At 71.1% G+C, this 16,838-nt stretch carries 14 protein-coding genes and 1 tRNA gene; 12 read left to right on the top strand and 3 right to left on the bottom strand.

Annotated elements, in window-relative coordinates:
• Positions 1-106 precede the first annotated feature (106 nt).
• From ACFVS8_RS10565 to ACFVS8_RS10555, 3 genes are all read right to left on the bottom strand, one after another.
• A tRNA-Pro gene (locus ACFVS8_RS10565) sits at positions 107-180 on the bottom strand.
• Between the two features lie 61 nt (positions 181-241).
• A complete protein-coding gene (locus ACFVS8_RS10560) occupies positions 242-1,219 on the bottom strand; it encodes a metallophosphoesterase (protein ID WP_387061367.1) in 978 nt (325 codons plus the stop codon).
• Complete coding sequence (locus ACFVS8_RS10555; RefSeq protein WP_387061364.1) at positions 1,216-3,852, bottom strand: transglycosylase domain-containing protein; 2,637 nt, start codon at positions 3,850-3,852, stop codon at positions 1,216-1,218. Before ACFVS8_RS10555 ends, ACFVS8_RS10560 begins: the two co-directional genes overlap by 4 nt.
• 166 nt (positions 3,853-4,018) lie before the next feature.
• On the opposite strand from ACFVS8_RS10555, the gene ACFVS8_RS10550 reads away from it, so the two are divergent.
• The 12 genes from ACFVS8_RS10550 to ACFVS8_RS10495 all read left to right on the top strand — a co-directional run bounded on the left by ACFVS8_RS10550 (position 4,019) and on the right by ACFVS8_RS10495 (position 16,835).
• A complete protein-coding gene (locus ACFVS8_RS10550) occupies positions 4,019-4,252 on the top strand; it encodes a hypothetical protein (RefSeq protein WP_387061361.1) in 234 nt (77 codons plus the stop codon).
• Positions 4,252-4,722 carry a RidA family protein gene (locus ACFVS8_RS10545; RefSeq protein WP_387061358.1) on the top strand — a complete coding sequence of 157 codons (471 nt, stop codon included), beginning with the start codon at positions 4,252-4,254 and terminating at the stop codon, positions 4,720-4,722. Before ACFVS8_RS10550 ends, ACFVS8_RS10545 begins: the two co-directional genes overlap by 1 nt.
• 76 nt (positions 4,723-4,798) lie before the next feature.
• The gene (locus ACFVS8_RS10540; protein WP_387061355.1) at positions 4,799-7,282 is read left to right on the top strand and encodes an ATP-dependent helicase; all 2,484 of its coding nucleotides are present in this window, start codon (positions 4,799-4,801) and stop codon (positions 7,280-7,282) included.
• 10 nt (positions 7,283-7,292) lie between these two features.
• Positions 7,293-7,835: an NUDIX domain-containing protein gene (locus ACFVS8_RS10535; protein WP_387061353.1), complete on the top strand. Its 543-nt coding sequence runs from the start codon at positions 7,293-7,295 to the stop codon at positions 7,833-7,835.
• Positions 7,832-8,923 (top strand): FUSC family protein, encoded by a 1,092-nt coding sequence (locus tag ACFVS8_RS10530; RefSeq protein ID WP_387061351.1) that lies wholly within the window; start codon positions 7,832-7,834, stop codon positions 8,921-8,923. Before ACFVS8_RS10535 ends, ACFVS8_RS10530 begins: the two co-directional genes overlap by 4 nt.
• 105 nt (positions 8,924-9,028) lie before the next feature.
• Positions 9,029-9,937 carry an ABC transporter ATP-binding protein gene (locus ACFVS8_RS10525; RefSeq protein ID WP_387061348.1) on the top strand — a complete coding sequence of 303 codons (909 nt, stop codon included), beginning with the start codon at positions 9,029-9,031 and terminating at the stop codon, positions 9,935-9,937.
• Positions 9,938-9,942: 5 nt separating this feature from the next.
• Complete coding sequence (locus ACFVS8_RS10520) at positions 9,943-10,791, top strand: ABC transporter permease (RefSeq protein ID WP_387061346.1); 849 nt, start codon at positions 9,943-9,945, stop codon at positions 10,789-10,791.
• Complete coding sequence (locus ACFVS8_RS10515) at positions 10,788-11,138, top strand: helix-turn-helix transcriptional regulator (protein WP_387061343.1); 351 nt, start codon at positions 10,788-10,790, stop codon at positions 11,136-11,138. Before ACFVS8_RS10520 ends, ACFVS8_RS10515 begins: the two co-directional genes overlap by 4 nt.
• A gap of 170 nt (positions 11,139-11,308) precedes the next feature.
• Complete coding sequence (gene sucC, locus ACFVS8_RS10510; protein ID WP_387061341.1) at positions 11,309-12,472, top strand: ADP-forming succinate--CoA ligase subunit beta; 1,164 nt, start codon at positions 11,309-11,311, stop codon at positions 12,470-12,472.
• 13 nt (positions 12,473-12,485) lie between these two features.
• On the top strand, positions 12,486-13,388 hold the full coding sequence (gene sucD / locus ACFVS8_RS10505) for a succinate--CoA ligase subunit alpha (protein ID WP_387061339.1): 903 nt from the start codon (positions 12,486-12,488) through the stop codon (positions 13,386-13,388).
• A 185-nt stretch (positions 13,389-13,573) separates the two neighbouring features.
• On the top strand, positions 13,574-15,178 hold the full coding sequence (locus ACFVS8_RS10500) for a hypothetical protein (RefSeq protein WP_387061336.1): 1,605 nt from the start codon (positions 13,574-13,576) through the stop codon (positions 15,176-15,178).
• Between the two features lie 31 nt (positions 15,179-15,209).
• A complete protein-coding gene (locus ACFVS8_RS10495) occupies positions 15,210-16,835 on the top strand; it encodes a DUF6350 family protein (protein ID WP_387061333.1) in 1,626 nt (541 codons plus the stop codon).
• Positions 16,836-16,838 lie beyond the last annotated feature (3 nt).

Here is a 16,838-nt window from a genome sequence, read left to right as displayed (position 1 = left end):
TCCGGCCGGTCGCGAGCATGCGAGCCCCGGGAACGCGAGCCGCGGGAACGAAGAAGGCCCCCGCTCTCGCGGAGGCCTTCTTCTGCGTGTCTCAACCGACACAGTGTCGGGGTGACAGGATTTGAACCTGCGACCTCGTCGTCCCGAACGACGCGCGCTACCAAGCTGCGCCACACCCCGGTGCCCTTGCGGGCCTCAACAAGGATAGCCGATAAACGGAGCCCCGCTGACCACTCGCGCGTCAGGCCGCGGCGACGAGTGTGACGAGCGTCGCCTCGGGCGGGCAGGCGAACCGAACCGGCGCGTAGATCGAGGTGCCGAGCCCCGCCGAGACGTTGAGGAACGCCGATCGCAGGCCGTGACGCCAGACGCTCAGGCCCTTGACCTGATCGCGCGGGATGTCGCAGTTCGTGACGAGCGCCCCGAAGCCGGGTACGCACACCTGGCCGCCGTGCGTGTGCCCGGCGAGGATCAGCTGGGCGCCGTGGTTCACGAACGAGTTGAGCACGCGCTGGTAGGGAGCGTGGGCGACTCCGACGGTCACCGTGGGGCGCGATGCGGCCGCCGACGCCGAGTCGGGCCACATCTCGTCGCCCAGCGGGTCTTCGGCGCGCAGCTCGTCGATCGCGCTCGTGATGAGGTCGAGCCGGTCGTAGCCCTTGTGCGGGTCGTCGACGCCGAAGAACTCGAAGTGCGTGCCGCGCAGGTCGAAGCCGATCGCCGTGTTGTCGAGGTCCTGCCAGCCGAGCTCGTCGAAGTACGAGTGCAGTGCGGCGATGTCGAGGCGCGCGCTGCGGCGCACGTGGCCCGACGGGCCCGAGAAGTACAGGAACGGGTTCTTGGCCACGGGCCCGAAGTAGTCGTTCGACCCGTTGACGAACACCCCCGGAATGCCCCGGAACGGTTCGAAGGCCGCGCGGATGCCCTCGAGGCCTCGCTCGTGGCCGAGGTTGTCACCCGTGTCGACCACGAGGTCGGGTTCGAGCTCGGCGAGCGAACGCACCCAGGCCTGCTTCTCGCGCTGCCATGGGGCCATGTGCAGGTCGGAGAGGTGCAGGACCTTGATCGGCTCGGAGCCGGCGGGCAGCACGGGCACCTCGACGCGACGGAGGGTCCAGCGCTTGCGCTCGACGAACACGCCCCACGCGAGCGTCGCAGCGCCGGCCGCGCCGATCGCGAGTGCGATCGACGCGGCCGGCGACGACTTGGCTGGGCTCAACCGCCGCCGCCCGGGAGTGTGGGCGTGCCGCCGTCGTCGGTGCCGTCGCTGTCGCCTCCGCCGCCCGACGACTTCTTGCCGACGGTGATGGTGATGGTGGCACCGGCCTTGGCCGAACCGTCGCCCGCGGGATCCTGCGAGAGCACGATGCCGACCTTGCTGTCGTCGTTCGTGTCTTCAGTGGCGCGGCGCACCTTGTAGCCCGCCTGCTTCAGCGATGCCTCGGCGGCGTCGGCCTGCTGGCCCACGACGTTCGGCACTGCGGCGAGGTTGCCCTTGCTGACCTTGAGCATGATCTGCGAGCCGCGCGCCGCGGTTCCGGTCGCGCTCTGCTGGCCGATCGTGCCCTTCGGCTGCGCCGAGTCGATCTCGCCGTCGAGCGCGACGCCGAAGCCTGCCGCCTCGAGCGCCTTCTGGGCGGCATCGGGAGCGAGGCCGAGCACGTCGGGCACGTTCGCCTGCGGGGCGTTCAGGAACTCGCCCTTCGGCTCCGGGAAGGCGTCGCCGCCGTACTTCGAGTTCGCGAAGTCCATGACCCTGGGCCAGATGTTGTGACGCAGCACCGCGGCCTGCTCGCCGTTGATGTACGTCTGACGCAGGTTCACGTGGCCGGTCGCGTTGTACACGCCGACGACCGTCGCGACCTTCGAGGACGAGCCCGACATCCAGGTCGCCTCGTTGTTGTCGGTCGTACCGGTCTTGCCGATCATCGGGGTGCCCGAGGTGTCCATCTTGTAGAGCGAGGAGGAGCCGGTGCCCTCGGTCATGACCTTGTTCAGCGCGTAGTCCATGCCGGCCGCGACATCGGACGTGATCGCCTGGGTGCAGGTCGACTTCGGCGCGGGCACGTCGTTGCCCTCGGCGTCTTCGATGCGGTCGATCGCGATCGGCGTGCAGGAGACGCCGCCGCCGGCGAACGCGGCGAACGCCGTGGCCATCGAGACGGGCGCGACCTCTTCGGTGCCGAGCACCGCGGAGGGCTGGAAGGTCCAGTCCGTGCCGGCCGGGGTGCCGAGCTCGCCGCCGTCGGCGCGACCCGCGCTCATGAGCGCCGTCGCGGTCTTCTTGATGCCGCAGAGGTCGAGCTGCTTCGCCATGGCGACGAAGCCCGTGTTCTCGGAGTTGATGGTGTTGAACAGCGCGGTCCAGTACCCGCCGTTGCCGCCCTCGTCGTTGCCGGGATCCCAGCCGTCGACGTTCACGGGGCCGTTGCAGCTGTCCTGGAACGTGCCCCAGTTGTTGCGCTTCGTGGCGTTCATGCTCTCGTTCAGCGAGTGGCCCTCGTTGAGCCATTCGGCGAGCGTGAAGGTCTTGAACGTCGAGCCCGGCTGGAAGCCGCTCGATCCGCCGTAGTCGATGCCGGCGTTGTAGTTGACCGCCGAGTAGTTGTCTCCGGTCACGTCGGGGTCGACGTTGTAGTCGGTGTTCTGCACCATCGCGAGGATGCGGCCCGTGCCGACCTCGACCGAGACCACGGAGCCGCCGAGGTCCATCTCGGGGATCGTCGAGGGCACGTTCTCCTTCAGCGCCTGCGTCGCGACATCCTGCATCTGCATGTCGATCGTGGTGTAGATGTTCAGGCCGCCCGTCGAGAGCATCTCGGCGCCCTCGTTGACATCAGGCGTGTCCTTGTTGTCCATCTTGTCCTTGATCTCCCACGTCACGTAGTCGCAGAAGTAGGCGTAGTAGGGCGAGGCCTGGCAGCCGGTGGTCGGCTCGTGGATGTCGGGCTGCACCGGAGTCGCGACGGCGGCGTCGTAGTCCTCCTTGGTGATCTTCTTCTCGTCGAACATCTCCTTGAGGATGTAGTCGCGACGGGACTTGTTGTCGGCGTACGGCACCTTCTCGCCGTCGACCACCGTCTCGGCGCCGTTCGTCTCGCTGTCGGGGTAGTCGAGGCGGAACTTCTCGGGCCAGTTGACGATCGCGATGAGGCTCGCGGCCTGCGGCAGCGTGAGGTCCTTCGCGTTGGTGTTGAAGTAGTACTGCGCGGCGGACTGCACGCCGTAGACCTGCCCGCCGAACGCGGCGATGTTCAGGTAGCCCGCGAGGATGGTGTCCTTGGGGTACTTCTTGTCGATCGAGATGGCGTACTTCATCTCTTTGAGCTTGCGCTCGGGAGTGGTCGCCGTGGCGTCGTCGTACGCCTGCTGCTTCTCCTCTTCGGTGGTCGCAGCCTTCATGTTGTTGTTGATGAGCACGTTCTTGACGTACTGCTGCGTGATCGACGAACCGCCTCGGGTCGAGCCGCCGGGGACGAACTCGTTGACGACCGCGGCCAGGGTGCCCTTGATGTCGATGCCGCCGTGGTCGTAGAACCGGGGGTCCTCACCGGCGACCGCGGCGTCCTTCAGGTACTGGGAGATGTAGTCGAACGACACCTCTTCGCGGTTGTCGTCGTAGAAGGACGTGATCGCCGCGGGCGAGCCGTCGGGCTGGATCGCGTAGATGGTCGACTTCTGCGAGAGATCTCCGATGTCGAGGTACCCGGGCAGGTTCTCGAACATCGTGATGCTGTTGTTGGCGGCCATACCGGTGACCGCGAGGGCAGGGGTCACTGCAGCGGTCACGAGCACGCCGGCGAGTGCGCTCATGCCGACGAACGCGAGGATCCCTGATCCGACGTCGCTCATCGGGCGATTTTTGGCAGACATATAGTGGAGCGTAACGGAGAAGACTGGCAATCAACGGCACGGAAGCTGGGCGAACGCCCGCGCCGTCGATGGGCGGCGCGCACGCGGCCCGGTCGCCGGCCGGATCCGATCCTGAAGCCGCCCGCCACGAAGAGACGAGGGTCCCATGGTCACCTGGGAGTACATCACCACCCCGCTGCTGATCCACAACACCGCCGCGATCCTCAACAACTGGGGTTCCGAGGGCTGGGAGCTCGTGCAGATCGTGCAGGGGCCCGAGGGCGGCATCGTCGCGTACCTGAAGCGTCCGGTCGGCGGCACCGAGTCGGTCGCCGCGTCGGCCGGGGCCGCAGCTGCGGCGCAGGCGGCGAAGGCCTTCGAGGGCGAGGGCCGGGCCTGATGGCCGGCTTCGAGGCGCGCCTCGCCGAGCTCGGCATCGTGCTTCCGGATGTCGCGCCGCCCGTCGCGGTGTACATCCCCGCCGTGGCCACGGGCTCGTACGTGTACACGTCGGGCCAGCTGCCCTTCACCGCGGGCGCGCTGCCCGCCACGGGCAAGGTGGGCGACGGCCACGGCCTCGTGCCCGCCGACGACGCCAAGGCCTACGCGCGCACCTGCATCCTGAACGCCCTCGCGGCGGTCCGGGCCGAGATCGGCTCGCTCGACCGCATCACGCGCATCGTCAAGGTCGTGGGGTTCGTGGCCTCCGACCCCGCCTTCACCGGCCAGCCGGGCGTCGTCAACGGGGCCTCCGAGCTGCTCGGCGAGGTGTTCGGCGAGACCGGCCGCCACGCCCGCTCGGCCGTCGGCGTCGCGGTGCTGCCGCTCGACTCGCCCGTCGAGGTCGAGCTCGTCGTCGAGTTCGCCTGACCGCGCCGGCAGCGCTCCCTCGTCGCGTCGACGTCGGGGGAGCGGTGTCGGATGCCGCGCCTAGACTTGTCGGGACATGACGCTGATCCTCGACCCCGACGACCCGGCCGGCTGGCGCGAGGCGCCCGCCGCATCCGGCGCACCCATCGCAACGGGCGAGCCCGCGGCATCCGGCAACCGCTTCACCGACGGCCTGAACCCGCAGCAGCGCGAGGCGGTCGAGTACCGCGGCCAGGCCCTGCTCATCGTGGCGGGCGCCGGCTCTGGCAAGACCCGGGTGCTGACCCACCGCATCGCGGGGCTCATCGACAGCCGTGAGGCGTGGCCGAGCCAGATCCTCGCGATCACCTTCACGAACAAGGCCGCCGCCGAGATGCGCGAGCGCGTCGAGGCGCTGCTCGGCGAGGGCGCTTCGGGCATGTGGATCTCGACGTTTCACTCCGCGTGCGTGCGCATCCTGCGTCGCGAGGCCGAGGCGATCGGCCTGTCGTCGACGTTCACGATCTACGACTCCGCCGACACGCGCACCGTGCTGAAGCGCATCATCAAGGAGCTCGACGCCGACACCATGGGGTTCACCCCCGCCGGCGCGCAGGCGAAGATCTCGAAGCTCAAGAACGAGCTCTCCGACGTCGAGTCGTTCGCCCGCAACGCGAACATGAACGACCCCCAAGAGGTCATGTTCCTCGAGATCTTCCGGCAGTACACGCGTCGCCTCCGCGCCGCGAGCGCACTCGACTTCGACGACCTCATCGCCGAGACGGTCTACCTGTTCCGCGCCTTCCCGAACGTCGCGTCGCTCTACCAGCGGCGCTTCCGGCACATCCTGGTCGACGAGTATCAGGACACCAACCACGCGCAGTATTCGCTGATCCGCGAGTTCACGCAGCCGATCCCGGCCGAGCGCGTCGCCGAGATGTCCGAGCACGGCTTCAACGTGCGCGGGCTGGCCGACGCCACCGGCGGCATCCCCGGCGCGAGCCTCACGGTCGTCGGCGACTCCGACCAGTCGATCTACGCGTTCCGCGGCGCCGACATCCGCAACATCTCCGAGTTCGAGCGCGACTTCCCGGGGGCGAAGGTCGTGCTGCTCGAGCAGAACTACCGCTCGACGCAGAACATCCTCTCCGCGGCCAACGCGGTGATCTCGAACAACTTCGACCGGAAAGACAAGAAGCTCTGGACCGCGGTCGGCGACGGCGAGAAGATCACGGGCTACACCGGGTACACCGCGCACGACGAGGCGCAGTTCGTGGCCGACGAGATCGAGGCGCTGCACCGGTCGGGCATCGCCTACCGCGACATCGCCGTGTTCTACCGCACCAACGCGCAGACCCGTGCGCTCGAGGAGATCTTCGTGCGGTCGGCGCTGCCGTACCGGGTGGTCGGCGGCACGAAGTTCTACGAGCGCGCCGAGATCAAGGACGCGATGGCCTACCTCGTGTCGGTGGCCAACCCGCTCGACGAGCTCGCGCTGCGCCGCATCCTGAACACGCCGAAGCGCGGCATCGGGCCGGCGACCGAGACGGCGCTCTCGAGCTTCGCCGAGGCGAACCAGGTCACGTTCCGCGAGGCGATGCGCTCGGCCGACGCCCTCGGTCTCGGGCCGAAGGTCACGGGCGCCATCACGACGCTCGCGAACGTGCTCGACGAGGCGGCCGCGATGCTCGCGCCGTCGGCGGCGGGCATCGCCGCCGGCACCAACGAGGGCGCCTCCAAGGTGTCCGACGTGCTCGTGTTCCTGCTCGAGCGCTCCGGCCTCATCGAGGCGCTGCGGCGCAGCCGCGACCCCCAAGACGAGACCCGAGCCGAGAACGTCGACGAGCTCGTCGCCCAGACCCGCGACTTCGACCGCGACAACCCGCTCGCCACGGTCGTCGACTTCCTGACCCAGGTGTCGCTCGTGGCCGCGGCCGACGAGCTCGACGACGCCTCCGGCACCGTGTCGCTCATGACGCTGCACACGGCCAAGGGCCTCGAGTACCACGCGGTGTTCCTCACCGGCCTCGAAGAGGGGCTGCTGCCGCACCAGATGTCGGCTTCCGAACCGGGCGGCCCGGCCGAGGAGCGACGCCTGTTCTACGTCGGCATCACGCGCGCCCGACAGCGCCTCTACATCTCGCTCGCGATGAGCCGGGCCCAGTTCGGCGAGGTCGCGGTCGCGATGCCGTCGCGCTACCTGCAGGAGATCCCCGAGGGCCTCGTCGACTGGAAGCAGTCGCCGGGCATGGCCACCTCGCGGGGCGGCACGCAACCGCGAGCCCTCAACGCCCGCCGCCCGGGCGGCGCGTGGGGCACCCGCGACCGCGACCTCGAGAAGTTCAGCGTCACGGCGTCGGCGAAGCCCAAGGCCGAATGGGCCAACCGCGTCACCGGCACCGTGCGCGACAACGGCGACCTGACGCTCGAGCCCGGCGACCGCATCCGTCACGTCGACTTCGGCGAGGGGCGCGTCAACCAGGTCACGGGCGAGGGCACGAAGCGCATCGCGCACGTCGCCTTCGATTCGGCCGGGCCGAAGAAGCTCCTCATCAAGATCGCCCCGATCGAGAAGCTCTGAGGCGCACGGCATGACCTGGCCCACGCGCGCGAGCCGGACCGTCTACGAGAACCGGTGGATCCGGGTCGTCGAAGACGAGGTCGAACGCCCCGACGGAGAGGCCGGCATCTACGGCGTCGTCGAGATGCGGCATCCGGCCGTGTTCGTCGTGGCGGTCACCGACGCCGACGAGGTGCTGCTCGTGACCGTCGACCGGCACACGGTCGGGGCCTCGATCGAGGTGCCCGCCGGCGGAACCGACGGCGAAGACGCGCTCGACGCGGCACGGCGCGAACTGCTCGAGGAGACCGGCTACGCGGCATCCGAGTGGCGCGAGATCGGATTCATGACCGCGCTGAACGGCATCGCCCGCGCGCCCGAGACGGTCTTCCTCGCGACCGGGCTCGAGCTCGCCGACTCCGCGGCGCACCACCAGCACGAAGAGGGCATCAGCCAGGTGCGCGCCGTGCCGTGGGCCGAGGTGTGGTCGATGGTGCGCGGCGGCGGCATCACCGACGGCGAGACCGTCGCGGCGCTGGCCTACGCGGCCGTGCACCTGGGCCGGATGTCGTGAGCCCCGAGCGCTCGCTCGGCGCCGGGCTGCGGCGGCTCCGCACGCTCGACGTCGAGGTCGCCCTCCGCGCCGCAGTCGCCGCCGCGGTGCCGCTCGGGCTGCTCGTTGCCCTCGGCCTGACCGAGTACGCGGCATACGCCGCGTTCGGTGCCATGACCGCGATCTTCGGCCGCAGCGAGCCCTACCGCACCCGCCTGCGCACGGTCACGACGGCCGCGGCCGTGCAGCTGGCCGCCACCGGGCTCGGCATCCTGCTGGCTGCGATGCACGCGCCGGTCGCCGTCGTCGCGCTCGCGCTCGCCGTGCTCGTCACGGCCGTCATCGTGGCCTTCAACGTGTTCGGCGTCACGCCGTCGGGCCCGCTCTTCGCGGTGTTCGGCCTGCTCGTGTGCGCGGCCCAGCCCGTCGACGACGGCACCGCGTGGTTGCGATGGGGCGTCGCATGGGCCGCTGCCGCGTTCGCGTGGCTGCTCGCGATGTCGGGCTGGCTGCTGCGTCGCGCCGCACCGGGCCGAACCGCGGCCGTCTTCCGAGACCTGCCGCGGCGCACCTCGATGCGCGCCGAGGCGATGCGCGATGCGCGCCTCTGGGTGAACGTCGCGCAGAACGTCGTCGCCGCGCTCGTCGCCGGCGCGCTCGCGCTCGTCGTCGGGCTCGGGCACCCCTACTGGGCCGTGGTGAGCGCGGTCGCGGTGATCCCGCCCGCCCGGGCCGCGCACACCGCGCAGCGCGCCGTGCACCGCGTCGTCGGAACGCTCGTCGGCGTGCTCGTCACGGCCGTGCTGCTCTGGCCCGATCCGCCGGTCTGGGTGCTCGTGGTCATCATCGCCGTGTGCCAGTTCGGCGCCGAACTGCTCGTCGGCCGCCACTACGGCGCCGCACTCGTCTTCGTGACCCCGCTCGCGCTGACCGTCGCCCACCTCGCCTCGCCTGCGCCGCTCGTGGGCCTGCTCGCCGACCGGGTGCTCGAGACGGTCCTCGGTGCCGCAGTCGGGCTGCTCGCCGTGCTCGCGGCGAAGCGGCTCGCGGAGGCCGATCGGCTGCCGCCGCCGAGCGGCGTGATGCCGAGCGTGCCGCCGCGAGCCTGACGGCGAACGGCTGATGCCGGGCGACCGGTCACAGGCTCTGGCGGTTCCGAGATGTAGTAGGTATGCTACATCTCGTAGTCTTCCGATGATGGAATCGAGGCGCTGATGTTCCGAGAACCGGTCATCGATGTGCGCGGACTCCGCATGGCCTACGGCGGTCGTGTCGTGCTCGACGGCATCGACCTGAGTGTCGATCGCGGAGAGGTCGTCGCGCTTCTCGGCCCGAACGGCGCGGGCAAGACCACCACGATCGAGATCCTCGAGGGCTTCCGAGAGCGACTGGGCGGCGAGGTCGCCGTGCTCGGCGAAGATCCCGCGCACGCCGGAGAGGCATGGCGTGCGAAGGTCGGCGTCGTGCTGCAATCGTGGCGCGACCACGCGAGATGGCGGGTCGGCGAGCTGCTCGAGCAGTTCGGGACGATGTACGAGCCGTACGCGGCATCCGATCGCCCCGGTCCGTACGGGGCAGACGACCTGCTCGAGCTCGTCGGGCTCGAGAGCCATCGCACGTCGCAGGTGCGTTCGTTGTCGGGCGGCCAGCGTCGCCGCCTCGACGTGGCCATCGGCCTCGTCGGCCGACCCGAGCTGCTGTTCCTCGACGAGCCGACGACCGGCTTCGACCCGATCGCGCGGCACGACTTCCATGAGCTGATCCATCGGCTGAGCGACTTCGACGACACGACCGTGCTGCTCACGACGCACGACCTTGCCGAAGCGGAGAAGATCGCGAGCCGCATCCTGATCCTCGACGGAGGCCGCATCGTCGCCGACGGCAGCCCGGCCGACCTCGCAGCCGAGGTCGCCGGCGCCAGCGAGATCACGTGGCGCGAGGGCGGCACGCGGCACGTGCACAGCGCGAGCGACCCCGTGCCGTTCGTGCGCGACCTGCTCGTGCGACCCGACGTGATCGTCACCGAACTGCAGGTACGAGCGCAGACGCTCGAGGAGACCTACCTCGCGATGGTCGCCCGGCACGAGGCGGCGCCCGTCGACATCGTCATCGGGGAGGGGTGATCGCCGTGAACCCGAGGACGAACGCGGTGCGTGCGGGCATCAGGCGCGGCATCACCGAGCACTGGATCTCCCTGCGAACCCCGAGCGAGACGGCGTACACCGTCGTCGGCCTGATCGCGCTCGCCCTGGTGCTGTGGTTCACCCGTGACGGCGAGCTCGCGCCCGGGGTGCCGGTCACGTCGTTCATCATGCCGAGCCTCCTGACGATTCAGCTGCTGATGATCACCTGCTACGGTCTCGCCGCGGTCGTGGTCGCGGAGCGCGAAGACGGCACGCTGATCCGCGCCCGATCCCTGCCCGACGGACTCCGGGCCTACGCCACCGGCCTCCTCACGCGCATCATGTGCGAGTTCATCGAGTCGATCGTGCTGACGCTGTTCATCGCCGCGATCATCCTCGGTTCGACGTTCGGCATCGACGCCGCCGGGCTGGCGGTGACCGTGGGCATCCTCGTGCTCGGCACGATCGCCCTCACGACCTTCGGCCTCGTGCTCGGAACGCTCTTCCGCAACCCGCGGGCGGTCGGCGGCTGGGGTTTCGTCGTGGTCGGCCTGCTCGCGTGGGTCTCCGGACTCCTCCAGCCGCTCGCCTCGATGCCGGCGTGGGTGCAGATCATCGGCCAGGGCTCGCCGCTCTACTGGATCGGGCACGCGCTGCGCTTCGCGTTCCTCCCCGAGGGGGCCGGAGCTCTCGAGCCCGCCGGAGGCTGGCAACTGGGCATCGCCTTCGCGGTCGTCGCGGTCTGGGCCGTCGTCGGGGCGGCGCTGGCGCCGACCGTCCTGCGCCGCGTCGCACGCCGCGAGACGGGCTCGGCGATCGAGGCGCGGCGCCAGGCCGCGCTGCAGCGGGCATGACCGGGGTCGCAGAGGGCGGCGGGCGGGTCGCCGATGCACGTGCGGCGGCCGAGCGCACCGAGTCTGCCGAGCGCACGGCTCCCGCCGTCGCGGTCGAGCGCACGGAGCGATCGGAGCGCACGGATGTCGTGCACAACCGTGTGGCCATGCTGCGCGCCGAGCGGCGGGTCACCCGGCGGGAGTTCGCCGAGGCGATCGGCGTGCACTACCAGACGGTCGGATACCTCGAGCGCGGCGAGTTCAATCCGAGCCTGCATCTCGCCCTCAGGATCGCGCGGTTCTTCGAGGTGCCGGTGGAGTTCGTCTTCTCGCTCGACGAGTTCGACCGCATCGGGCCGACGAACTGACCCGCCAGCGGCCCGGCATCCGGGGCCGAGGCCTCGCGTTCGGCCGCTCGCCGGGAGCGGAGTAGCATGGACGGCGGCCCCGCTTCTCTCGACTTCGAGAGACTTTCGCCGGGGCGACACCCACCAGCCACTGTGCGCGGTCGCGCGTGCGGACCGATTGGAAGTAGAGCGTGGATCTTTACGAGTACCAGGCCAGAGACCTGTTCGAACAGTACGGGGTCCCGGTGCTCCCGGGCATCGTCGCCGACACCGCCGAGGAGGTGCGCGCCGCGGCCGAGAAGCTCGGCGGCGTGGTCGTCGTCAAGGCGCAGGTGAAGACGGGCGGCCGCGGCAAGGCGGGCGGCGTCAAGGTCGCCAAGACCCCCGACGAGGCGTTCGAGGCGGCCCAGGCCATCCTCGGCCTCGACATCAAGGGCCACGTCGTCAAGCGCGTCATGGTCGCGGGCGGCGCGCGCATCGCGCAGGAGTTCTACTTCTCGGTGCTGCTCGACCGGGCCAACCGCTCCTACCTCTCGCTCACGAGCGTCGAGGGCGGCATGGAGATCGAGCAGCTCGCCGTCGAGAAGCCCGAGGCGCTCGCCCGCATCGAGGTCGACCCCATCGCCGGCGTCGACGCCGCGAAGGCCCGCGAGATCGCGGTCGCCGCGAACTTCCCGGCCGAGCTGGTCGACAAGGTCGCCGACGTCTTCGTGAAGCTCTACGAGGTCTACAAGGGCGAAGACGCGACGCTCGTCGAGGTCAACCCGCTCATCCTCGACGAAGACGGCAACGTCATCGCGCTCGACGGCAAGGTCACGCTCGACGAGAACGCCGAGTTCCGTCACGCCAACCACGCGCTCCTCGAAGACAAGGCCGCGGCCGACCCGCTCGAGGCGGCCGCCAAGGCGCTCGACCTCAACTACGTCAAGCTCGACGGCGAGGTCGGCATCATCGGCAACGGCGCGGGCCTCGTCATGTCGACGCTCGACGTCGTCGCCTACGCGGGCGAGAACCACGGCGGCGTCAAGCCCGCCAACTTCCTCGACATCGGCGGCGGCGCCTCGGCCGAGGTCATGGCCAACGGCCTCGGCATCATCCTCGGCGACCCGCAGGTCAAGAGCGTGTTCGTCAACGTCTTCGGCGGCATCACCGCGTGCGACCAGGTCGCCAAGGGCATCGTCGGCGCGCTCGCCGAGCTCGGCTCGACCGCGAACAAGCCGCTCGTCGTGCGCCTCGACGGCAACAACGTCGTCGAGGGCCGCCGCATCCTCGAGGAGGCCGCGCACCCGCTCGTCACCCTCGCCGAGAACATGGACCAGGGCGCCGACAAGGCCGCCGAGCTGGCGAACGCGTAAGGGGCGCACAGAAATGACGATCTTCCTCAACAAGGACTCCAAGGTCATCGTCCAGGGCATCACCGGCGGCGAGGGCTCCAAGCACACCGCGCGCATGCTCGCCGCGGGCACCCAGGTGGTCGGCGGCGTCAACGCGCGCAAGGCCGGCACCACGGTGCTGCACACGGATGCCTCGGGCAACCCGGTCGAGCTCCCCGTCTTCGCGAGCGTGGCCGAGGCCATCGCGGCGACCGGCGCCGACGTGTCGATCGCGTTCGTTCCGCCGGCGTTCACGAAGGACGCCGTGGTCGAGGCCATCGACGCCGAGATCCCGCTCCTCGTGATCATCACCGAGGGCGTGCCCGTGCAGGACTCGGCCGAGTTCTGGGCCTACGCCAAGGAGAAGGGCGCGAAGACCCGCATCATCGGCCCGAACTGCCCCGGCATCATCAGCCCCGGTGAGTCGCTCGTCGGCATCACCCCGGCGAACATCACCGGCAAGGGCCCGATCGGCCTCGTGTCGAAGTCGGGCACGCTGACGTACCAGATGATGTACGAGCTCCGCGACCTCGGCTTCTCGACGGCCATCGGCATCGGCGGCGACCCGATCATCGGCACGACGCACATCGACGCCCTCGCGGCGTTCGAGGCCGACCCCGAGACCAAGGCCATCGTCATGATCGGCGAGATCGGCGGCGACGCCGAGGAGCGCGCGGCCGACTTCATCAAGGCGAACGTCACCAAGCCGGTCGTCGGCTACGTCGCGGGCTTCACCGCCCCCGAGGGCAAGACCATGGGCCACGCGGGCGCGATCGTGTCCGGCTCCGCCGGCACCGCGCAGGCGAAGAAGGAGGCCCTCGAGGCCGCCGGCGTCAAGGTCGGCAAGACACCGTCCGAGACCGCCCAGCTGCTCCGCGAGGTCTACGCAGCACTCTGATCGGATGCCACGGCCCGGCGCTCGTGTGCCGGGCCGTGCGCGTTCGCGGCGAACGCCCGTCCGCTGCTCCCCGCTTCGGCGCGGGGGTGCGGACGGGCGTTTTCGCGTCCTCCCGTGAAGAACGGCTGCGTTCGCCGCATCCGCGCCGATATGGTGTGGGAAACGCGGTACGTCGGGGGGACGGCATGGCACAGACAGGCGATCAGGAACTGCTCGCACGCATCGAGGCGCTCGAGGCCGAGAACGCGCGGCTCCGCGTCGAGGTCGAGGCTCCGGCGGCCGCGCAGGCCGCCGCGTCCGAGAAGGTCCGGCGCTCGGGTCGCGGCCGCGTCGCGGTCGCGACCGTGCTCGTGATCATCGGCGTGCTGCTCGCCCCGATCGCCGTGCTCGGCGCCTGGGCGAAGACCCAGCTGGTCGACACCGACACGTTCGTCGCGACCTTCGCGCCGTTGGCCGACGATCCCCAGGTGCAGGCCGTCGTCTCGGAGAAGGCGACCGACGCGGTGCTCGAGTCGGTCGACATCGAGGGCTACACCTCGGCGGTGTTCGACGCCATCAAGGATCTCGGCCTCCCGCCGCGCGCGGAGCAGGCGCTCGGGCTGCTCGAGGGGCCGGCGACCCAGGGCATCCAGTCCCTCGTGGGGCAGATCGTGAACCGGTTCGTCACCTCCGACGCGTTCGGCGACATCTTCGAGCAGGCCCTGCGCGTCACGCACAAGCAGACGATCGCGGCACTGCAGGGCAGCTCCGACACGGCGATCGACATCAGCGCAGCCGGCGAGCTCGGCATCCAGTTGGGGCCGATCGTCTCCGCGGTCAAGGAGCGGCTCGTCGACGCCGGCGTCGGGTTCGCCTCGGCGATCCCCGACGTCGATCGCGTCATCGTCATCGCCCAGTCCGACGCCCTCCCGACCGTGCAGATCGTGTACGCGCTCGCGGTCTCCGCGGGCACCTGGCTGCCGTGGGTCGCGGTGGCGTTCCTCGTCGCCGGCATCCTCGTGGCACCCAGGCGCCGAACGGCGATCATCTGGACCACGTCGGCGCTCGCGGTCTCGATGCTGGTGCTCGGCAGCGGGTTCGGCATCGCGCGCCTGTACTTCATCGGCACGGTGGCCCCCGGCATCATCCCGGCCGGCGCGGCCGAGGTGATCTACGACCAGATCGTCGACCGCATGGTGGCCACGACGGTCGCGATCGCGATCTTCGCCGTCGCGGTCGCCGTGATCGCCTGGCTCAGCGGTCCGGGCGCGCTGCCGCGCAAGCTGCGGGGCTTCGTCGACGCCGGGTTCGGCGCACTGCGCCGCTCGGCGGCCGAGCGCGGGCTGACGACGGGGGCGTTCGGAGCGTGGCTGGGTCGGCAGCGGGTGCTCGTGTTCTCGCTGATCGCGCTCGGCGGCGTCGCCGTGATCCTGTTCTCGCGGCCGATCACGACGTCGCTCGTGGTCTGGACGATCGTCGTCGTGCTGCTGCTGGTGCTGATCGTCGAGCTGCTGCAGCGCCCGGCCGACGAGGTCGAGGCCGCCCTCGCCGCACGCAGGGCTGCCGAAGAGGCCGAGGCGGCCGCCATCGACGCCGACGGAGCCGGGGGAGCGGGCGACGGCGACACGGCCGTGCTCGGGGTCGAGCCCGAACGTGCCGCCGACGACGAGCCCGACGAGCGGATCGACCTCGGCGACGCGGGCGCCGCGGCATCCGTCGCCGGCGCGACCCCCGCCGCCGGCGCGACGGCCACGACCACCCGCGCGAAGAAGGGCCCGGGTCCGAAGGATCGCGCCACGCCTGCCGAGTGAGTGCCGCACTCCGGGCTAGGCTCCCGGAGGAATGAGACGCACCACGATCGCCCTGCTCGCCTCGCTGGAGGCGCTCGTCGCAGCGCTCATCGGCTTCGCCCTGGCGATCGTGCCGCTCATGCTGCTCTGGGCGGTGCACTTCGGGCTCGCGGTCGACGCCATGGTCTTCGTGCACGGCGCGGCGGGGGTGTGGCTGCTCGGCCACGGCGTGAACCTCACCGCGCAGGTCGACCCGGTGACGGCGTCGCGCACGGGCCTCGAGGGCGCCGGCGACCCGTTCGCGATCTCGATCGCCCTGCTCGGCATCGCACTGCTGACGTTCGCGGCCGGACTGCGGATCGGGCGCCGTTCCGCCGCCGCTGATCACGCGCTCACGGGTGCGGTCGCGGCCATGGTCGTGTTCGCGCTCGCGGGCGCAGGCGCGGTGGCGCTGGTCGAGTCGCCGGCGCTGCACGCGAATCCGTGGTGGTCGGTCGGCCTGCCGGCGTTCGTCGTGGGGCTCGGCGCGCTCGTCGGCGCCGTGGGGGAGTCGGCGGCGAACCCGTCGACGGATGTCGCGAACGCCGGGTTCGTGCGACGAACCGTCGCCGAGCTGCCGCCCGCCCTCGTCGATGCGGCCGCGGTCTCGGTGCGCGTCGGCGCCGGCGCCGCGTTCGGGGTGCTCGCGGTGGCCGGAGCGCTCGTCGCGCTCGCGATCACGCTCGACTACGCGACGATCGCGGGGCTGTACCAGGCACTCGATCCGGGCGTCGACGGCGGCATCGCCCTGACCATGGCTCAGCTCGCACTGCTGCCGAACGTCGTCGTCTGGGCCGCCGCCTGGCTCCTCGGGCCCGGATTCGCCCTCGGCTCGGGCACGGTGGTGTCGTCGGGGGCGACGGCGCTCGGACCGGTGCCCGGCATCCCGCTGCTCGGCGCGCTTCCCGAGCAGTCGCCCGCGCTCGGCGCGCTGTGGCTCGTCGTGCCGGTGCTGCTCGGGTTCGTCGGCGCGTGGCTGATCGGCACCACCCGGCGTCGTGCTGCGCACGGCGAGGGCGACCGATGGTGGTGGCCGCTCGCGGTCGCCGCGGGTTCCGCGCTCGTCGCGGGTACGACGCTGGGGCTGCTGGCGCGCTGGTCGTCGGGCGCCGTGGGGCCGGGCCGCCTCGTCGAGGTCGGCCCCGACGGCGTGGCGGTCGGGCTCGTGGCCGCTGCGACGGTCGGCGTCGGCGCGCTCGCGGGCGGGTACGCGGCCCTCGTGCGTCGACGCGAAGAGGCCGGGTCGGATGTCGCCGTGCGCGACCGCTGGACGGCGACGTCCGACGAGCGCAGCACGCGCACCGTCGCGACGCGCACCGTCGCGACGCGCACCGTCGCGACGCGCACCGCCGCGACCGCGACGCCCGCCACGACGCCGCCCGCAGGGCCCGCCGCGATGCCCGCCCGCGACCCCGAGCCGGCGCGGAGCGCCGAGCCCGCCCGGCGCCCTGCGGCCGCCCGGCCGGTCGAACCGCCGCGCACGCCGGTGCCTCGCGCGGACCCTGCGAGATCCGATGCCCCGCGCGAGGCCGCTCCGCCCGCCACGGACCCCGACGCGCCGTGGTGGCGTCGTGACGCACCCCCGACCCGCGACGACGGCGACGCCCACGACACCGAGGCCTTCGACACGACCCGGTAGGCT

This window comes from Agromyces sp. NPDC058110 (genome assembly GCF_042884735.1).
Lineage (GTDB): Bacteria > Actinomycetota > Actinomycetes > Actinomycetales > Microbacteriaceae > Agromyces.
The sequence above is the reverse complement of the archived record's forward strand: the minus strand, read 5'-3'. Positions and strand labels throughout refer to the sequence as shown.